Source organism: Micromonospora sp. NPDC003776 (genome assembly GCF_053605645.1).
The window spans coordinates 1-6300 of the sequence record NZ_JBSGJR010000417.1 but is presented as its reverse complement, the minus strand read 5'-3'; the positions used below and the strand labels follow the sequence as shown (position 1 = coordinate 6300).

Here is a 6300-nt window from a genome sequence, read left to right as displayed (position 1 = left end):
GTCGACACCATCCGATCCGGCTGGTAGGTCCTCAGGACGGCGGGTCCAGCCATAGGTTCGCCGCGTCGTACCACCGGTCGATCTGCGGCATCGGCGACCCCGTGGTCCGGTCAGTACTTCCGGTTGGGCAGCGCCTCCTTGGCCTGCTCCTGCGTGAAGGTGGTCTCCTGGGTCTCGATCCGGGCCGGGACCTCCTCGCCGTTGTGCACCTTCTTGACCAGGTCCATCAGCTGGGGACCGAGCAGGGGGCTGCACTCGGCGATGAAGTTGAACTTGCCGTCGGCGAGGGCCTGCATGCCGTCCTTGACCGCGTCGACGGTGATGATGGTGATGTCCTTGCCGGGCACCTTCCCGGCCGCGGTGATCGCCTCCAGGGCGCCCAGGCCCATGTCGTCGTTGTGCGCGAACAGCACGTCGATCTTCGGGTTGGCCTTCAGGAACTGCTCCATCACCTGCTTGCCGCCGGCGCGGGTAAAGTCACCGGACTGGGAGGCAATGATCTTGAGGTTCGGGTTGGCTGCGATCGCCTCGGCGAAGCCCTTCTTCCGGTCGTTCGCCGGCGCCGAACCGGTCGTGCCCTGCAGCTCGACGATGTTGACCGGGCCGGTGGCGGCCTTCTCCTTGTCCACCAGCCACTCGCCCGCGAGTCGGCCCTCCTTCACGAAGTCCGATCCGAGGAAGGTCTTGTACAGCGACTTGTCGGCCGAGTCGACCGCCCGGTCGGTGAGGATGACCGGGATCTTGGCGTCCTTGGCCTCCTTGAGCACGGTGTCCCACCCGGACTCGACCACCGGCGAGAAGGCGATCACGTCGACCTTCTGCTGGATGAAGTTGCGGATGGCCTTGATCTGGTTCTCCTGCTTCTGCTGCGCGTCGTCGAACTTCAGGTCGATGCCGGCCGACGCCGCGGCCTCCTTGATCGAGGTGGTGTTCGCCGTACGCCAGCCGCTCTCCGCGCCGACCTGGGAGAAGCCCAGCGTGATCTTGCCGTCGCCGCCCTTGCCGCCGTTGTCGCCTGTGTCGCTGTTGCCGCAGGCCGCCATGCCGGTGGCGAGCAACGCGGCGGTGAGCACCGCGATGACCTTGCGGGACGGCAGGTGGTTCCTCATTCTCTTCACCGCAAATCTCCTCGGGGGTGAGCGGGGTGGTGGTGTCAGAGGTGGTGTCCAGGGTGGTGCGACGCGGCCGGCCCCGATGAGGCCGCCGCGCGATCGGGGCGGCCGTCAGGGGCTCGCGGGTGAGGGGGGTCGCTGTCCGTAGACGTTCTGGTAGCGGTCGTGCAGGGCGTCGACGTCTTCCGCCGCCATCGGCAGCGGCTCGCCGAGCGCCCGGGCCAGGTGCGCGGTGCGGGCGATGTCCTCACACATCACCGCCGCCTTCACCGCGGCGCGGGCATCCCGGCCAATGGTGAAGACGCCGTGGTTGCGCATGAGCACGGCCGGTGAGCGGTGCCCGGCGAGGGTCGCCACGATCCCCTTGCCGATGTCGTCGCCGCCGATCAGGGCGAACGGTCCGACGGGGATCTCGCCGCCGAACTCGTCGGCCTGGGCGGTCAGGTGGCAGCGGATCGGCTCGCCGCGGGCCGCCCAGGCGGTCGCGTACGCGCTGTGGGTGTGCACCACCCCGCCCACTTCGGGCATCGCGCGGTAGACGTAGGCGTGGGCGGCGGTGTCGCTCGACGGGGCGAAGTCGCCCTCGACCACGGCGCCGTCCAGGTCGCACACGACCATGTTCTCCGGGGCCAGGTCGTCGTAGTCGACGCCGCTCGGCTTGATCACCATCAGGTCGTGGCCGGGCACCCGGGCGGAGACGTTGCCCGCCGTCCAGGCGACCAGGCGGTAGCGGGTGAGTTCGCCGTGCAACCGGGCGACGCTCTCCCGCAGCCGCCGCAGCTGTTCATCGAGCTCGGCACTCACGCGACCACCTCCAGCGGCGTCGGGACGGGGGCCGCCGACCGGTCGACGGCGGCGTTGCGGATCGCGCGCAGGCGGGACATGACGTCGTCGCCGCCGCGCCCGAAGTGGTCGTGCAGGGACCGGTACTCGGCGTAGAGCGCGTCGTACGCCCGCGCCCGCCCGGGATCCGGCCGGTAGGCGTCGCGATCCACGCGGCCCATCGCGGCCGAGGCCGCGTAGACGTCCGGGTACCCGCCGGCGGCGACCGCCGCGTGGATCGCCGAGCCCAGCGCGGGCCCCTGCGCGGATCCGAGCAGGCTCAACGGCCGGTTGGTCACGTCGCTGTAGATCTGCATGAGCAGCCGGTTGGCGGTCAGGCCGCCGGCCACCACCAGCTCGCGGATCGGCACCCCCGCCGCAACGAATGCTTCGATGATCATGCGGGTGCCGTAGGCCGTCGCCTCCAGCAGCGCCCGGTAGATGTCCGCTGGGCGGGTGGCCAGCGTGAGGCCGACGATGAGCCCGCTCAGGTCGTGGTTGACCAGTAGGGAACGGTTGCCGTTCCACCAGTCCAGGGCGAGCAGTCCATGCGCACCGACCGGCTGCGCCGCGGCCAGCTCCGAGAGCCGCTCGTGCGAGTCCGCACCCGCGGGTGCGGCGTGGTCGACGAACCAGCCGAAGATGTCGCCGACGCCGCTCTGTCCGGCCTCGAACCCCCAGGCGCCGGGGCTGATCCCGCCCTCGACCACGCCGCACATACCCGGCACCCCCGCCAGGTCGACGCCGTTGACCACGTGACAGGTCGAGGTGCCCATGATGGCGACCAGGTGGCCGGGCACCAGGGCCTGCGCCGAGGCGGCGGTGACGTGGGCGTCGACGTTGCCGACCGCGACCGCGATGCCCTCCGGCAGCCCCGTCCACGCCGCGGCCCGGGCAGTGAGGCCTCCGGCTCGCGCCCCCATCGGCAGCAGCGGACCGTCCAGCTTGGTGACGAAGTCGGCGAACCCGGGATCCAGTGCCGCCAGGAACTCCCGCGACGGGTACCGGCCGTCCTGGCGGATGCCCTTGTAGCCGGCGGTGCAGATGTTGCGCGTCTCCACGCCGCACAGCTGCCAGACGATCCAGTCGGCCGCCTCGACGAACCGTGCCGCGCGTCGGTAGATCTCGGGATCCTCGTCGAGGAGCTGCAGGCCCTTCGCGAACTGCCACTCGGCGGATATCTTCCCGCCGTACCGGCCGAGCCACGGCTCGCGGCGCTCCTCGGCGAGGGAATTGATTCGGTCGGCCTGCGGCTGTCCGGCGTGGTGCTTCCACAGCTTCACCCAGGCGTGCGGCCGGTTCCGCAGCTCGGGCACCTCGCACAGCGGGGTGCCGTCGGCCAGCGTGGGCAGGACGGTGCAGGCGGTGAAGTCGGTGGCGATCCCGATCACCCGGGCCGGGTCGATCCCCGCGGCGGCCACGGCGGCCGGCACCGCACGGCGAAGCACCTCCCGGTAGTCCTCGGGGTCCTGCAGGGCCCAGTCGGGCGGAAGCGGCACCTTGGTCGGCAACGCCGACTCGATCACTCCGTGCCGGTACTCGTGGACCGCGGTGCCCAGCTCCGCCCCGTCGGCCACCCGGACCACCAACGCCCGGCCCGACAGCGTCCCGAAGTCGACCCCGACGACGTACCGGTCGCCCGGTCCGTCCACACCCATCATCTCCACCTCCGCGTGCCGTGGCTCACATTGTTAGCGCTCACATCGGCGTTGGTCAAGATGCGATGGCAACAGTCCCGTAACGGCCCGGACCCCGAATCCCATCGGGCCACCTCGATCGGACCGGCCCGAAGCGGCCGGCGAATGTTAACGTTCACAGATGTCGATATCTCGCCCCGTTTCTTCCCCGCCATGCGGGATGCGCGGCGACGGACCGAAGAGCTGTTAGCGCTAACCCGCCCCCTCGTCGCGACGGCGCACTCCGCAGGCCGGCACGGAGCCGGAAATTCTCGGCGCGGATCGACCGCGCCGCGCCGCACCGACCGCCTCGCACCGCCGGCCCCGCCCAGCTCACCGAGCGTCGCACTCCGCCCGGCCATGGTGAACGATCACAACTCGACCCACTCGCCTTGGGCGGCGGCGATCCGCTTGGTGCTCGGGGTCCCGGCAGGCCCCTTGATCCACTCGGGTTGCGGCATGTTGTGGTCTGCGTTGCTCTTCAGGGGCCGCTTCGCCGCATGCCGAGTTGATCAAGCCGGGCTGCGGCCGACAGGCCGACGTTTCATGTCCCGATCGCTGCGGTCCGTTCTGGCCGGCCGTCGCGCAGAACCGCCCGCCGCCGAGCCCGCACCCTCTGTGATCGCTGGAGCTGGCGCGCATGCGTTAGCGTCGATGGCATGACGGCGATGGTAACTCTCGCGGTGCTCCTGTTGCTGATGGCCGCGGCTGTCGTCTTCGTGGTCTGGCGGGACCGGAATCGGCTCTCTCCGGATGAGGATTCCGCTGCGGTCCACCAAGCCGGCGCCGACCACGATCGACACGAGGCAGCACGTCACTTCGTGCAGGGCCAGGCAGCGAGCCGTCACATGCCCGACAACTCCAGCATGTAAGCGAGCCTCCCGCGGGCAGGCAACCTGCTGGCTGCCATCCCGATGCTCCCGTGCAGGTCAAGCGGTCAGGGCGGCGAAGTCTGCGGCCAGGGCGGTGGAGACGTCGCGGACGATGTAGCGCTTGAGTTAGCGGAGGATCTCTTGCTCGCTGAGGCCTTCCGTCACTGGTCAGGCAGACGGGTGACATGCAGCTCGCGAGGCCACCGGGCTTGGTCGACGGATCGGGATGAGGACAGCAACCGTCGGTCTGCCGTGAGTCATACCAGCCCGGCGACCCACCCCACCATCCTCACTGTCTGCCGCGCGCCGACTTGATCAAGGCGGCTGGGCAGGTGCGTCAACGCGATTGCGCGGCCCGACGTGGTCGGGCCGCGCGATCAGGCTTGGTCAGAGGGCGGGGATGGTCCAGTGGTTGTTCGTGTTGCCGTTGGGCGCCCACATGCACACCGTCGACCCGACGGTGCCGTTGCCCATCCCGTCCAGAGCCGTACCGGTCCCCCGGTTGATCAACCGTCCCGGGACACGGGCACGGCTCCGCCCGGCGGTTCGCGAGCGGCAGCACGCCGCCGGGATGGTCAGCCGGGCGGCGGGCCGACGCTCTGCCGGGAGACCAGGGTGGGCGCGATGGTCTGCCGCAACTCACCCACCCCACCGGACTCGAGCTGCGCCAGTAGCAGCTCCAGGCTGGCCCGGGCCACCGCGGCGAAGTCCGGCCGGACGGTGGTCAACGGCGGGATGAAGTAGGCCGCCTCCGGGACGTCGTCGAAGCCCACCACGCTGATCTCGTCCGGCACCCGACGGCCGTACTCGTGCAACGCCCGCAGCACACCCAGCGCCAGGTGGTCGTTGGCCGTGAAGATCGCGGTCACCTCCGGCATCCGCGCCAGCATCTGCCCGCACCGGTAGCCCGACGCCGCCGACCAGTCCGCCGAAACCAGCGGCGGCACCTCGGCGCCCGCCGCCCGCAACGCCTCCCGCCAGCCCTCGATCCGTCCGGCGCTGTCGAACCAGTCGGCGGGCCCGGAGACGTGCCACACCGTCCGGTGGCCGGCCTCCAACAGGTGCCGCGTGGCCTCGCGCGCGCCCGCCACCTGGTCCACCGTCACCACCGGGACCGGACGGCGGGGGTCACCGTCGACCGTCACCAGGGGAACGTCCTTCGGCAGATGCTCCAGCGCCTCGCCGGCGGACTCGACCGGAGCGATGACGACGATTCCCGCCACCCGATGCGCCAGGTGCCGCTCCACGGCCGCGGAGATGGAGACCTGGTCCAGATCGCGGACGCTGCCCACGCTGACCGCGAAGCCCTCCTCGGCGGCGGTCTGCTCCAGCGCCGCCAGCAACGACGCCGGGCCGTACAGCGTGGTGTTCTGCGCGACCACCCCGATGACCTGTGATCGGCCGGTGACCAGCGCACGAGCGGCCCGGTTCGGCCGATAGCCCAGCTCGGCGATCGCCGCCTGGACCCGCAGCCGCGTCTGCTCCCGCACGTTGGGGTGCCCGTTGAGCACCCGCGACACGGTCTGATGGGACACCCCGGCAAGGCGGGCCACATCCGTCATCGCGGGACCCCGCACGGCCCTCACCCTCCCCGCAAGCCCCGACCGCGCTCCGGCGGTCGACGCCGGAGCGGCTGGACGCACCATCCGCAGCCCTGCACCCACCCTGAGTGAACATCCAGGGCAGCCCCGCACAAGGTCAGCGCCAGTGTACGCCCAGGCCTCCGGCGTGCCCGCCGAGGCACGGCGCCGGCCCGCGGCGGCGCGGCCCACCGGCAGATGCCCGCAGAGCCGCTTCGGCGCTCCGCACCGCTTCGGC

The 6300-nt window shown here is 71.1% G+C and carries 6 protein-coding genes; 1 reads left to right on the top strand and 5 read right to left on the bottom strand.

What is annotated here, in order from left to right:
- Positions 1–110 precede the first annotated feature (110 nt).
- The 3 genes from ACWEVO_RS26705 to araB form a co-directional block, all read right to left on the bottom strand.
- Complete coding sequence (locus ACWEVO_RS26705) at positions 111–1109, bottom strand: ABC transporter substrate-binding protein (RefSeq protein WP_452310259.1); 999 nt, start codon at positions 1107–1109, stop codon at positions 111–113.
- A gap of 114 nt (positions 1110–1223) precedes the next feature.
- The gene (locus ACWEVO_RS26700; RefSeq protein WP_452310257.1) at positions 1224–1916 is read right to left on the bottom strand and encodes an L-ribulose-5-phosphate 4-epimerase; all 693 of its coding nucleotides are present in this window, start codon (positions 1914–1916) and stop codon (positions 1224–1226) included.
- A complete protein-coding gene (gene araB, locus ACWEVO_RS26695) occupies positions 1913–3595 on the bottom strand; it encodes a ribulokinase (protein ID WP_452310256.1) in 1683 nt (560 codons plus the stop codon). The genes ACWEVO_RS26700 and araB overlap by 4 nt, the downstream gene beginning before the upstream one ends.
- Before the next feature lie 674 nt (positions 3596–4269).
- Here araB and ACWEVO_RS26690 point away from each other — a divergent pair.
- Positions 4270–4482: a hypothetical protein gene (locus tag ACWEVO_RS26690; RefSeq protein WP_452310255.1), complete on the top strand. Its 213-nt coding sequence runs from the start codon at positions 4270–4272 to the stop codon at positions 4480–4482.
- 387 nt (positions 4483–4869) lie between these two features.
- Here ACWEVO_RS26690 and ACWEVO_RS26685 read toward each other — a convergent pair whose 3' ends face one another.
- Together ACWEVO_RS26685 and ACWEVO_RS26680 are read right to left on the bottom strand one after the other, a co-directional pair.
- Positions 4870–4992, bottom strand: coding sequence for an RICIN domain-containing protein (locus ACWEVO_RS26685; RefSeq protein ID WP_452310254.1), 123 nt, complete (start codon positions 4990–4992; stop codon positions 4870–4872).
- 65 nt (positions 4993–5057) lie between these two features.
- The gene (locus tag ACWEVO_RS26680) at positions 5058–6044 is read right to left on the bottom strand and encodes a LacI family DNA-binding transcriptional regulator (RefSeq protein WP_452310258.1); all 987 of its coding nucleotides are present in this window, start codon (positions 6042–6044) and stop codon (positions 5058–5060) included.
- Between the last annotated feature and the right edge of the window lie 256 nt (positions 6045–6300).

Coding starts and splice junctions, on each gene's coding strand:
- araB (WP_452310256.1), bottom strand. CDS start 3,595: ATGATGGGTGTGGACGGACCGGGCGACCGGTACGTCGTCGGGGTCGAC.
- ACWEVO_RS26705 (WP_452310259.1), bottom strand. CDS start 1,109: ATGAGGAACCACCTGCCGTCCCGCAAGGTCATCGCGGTGCTCACCGCC.
- ACWEVO_RS26690 (WP_452310255.1), top strand. CDS start 4,270: ATGACGGCGATGGTAACTCTCGCGGTGCTCCTGTTGCTGATGGCCGCG.
- ACWEVO_RS26680 (WP_452310258.1), bottom strand. CDS start 6,044: ATGACGGATGTGGCCCGCCTTGCCGGGGTGTCCCATCAGACCGTGTCG.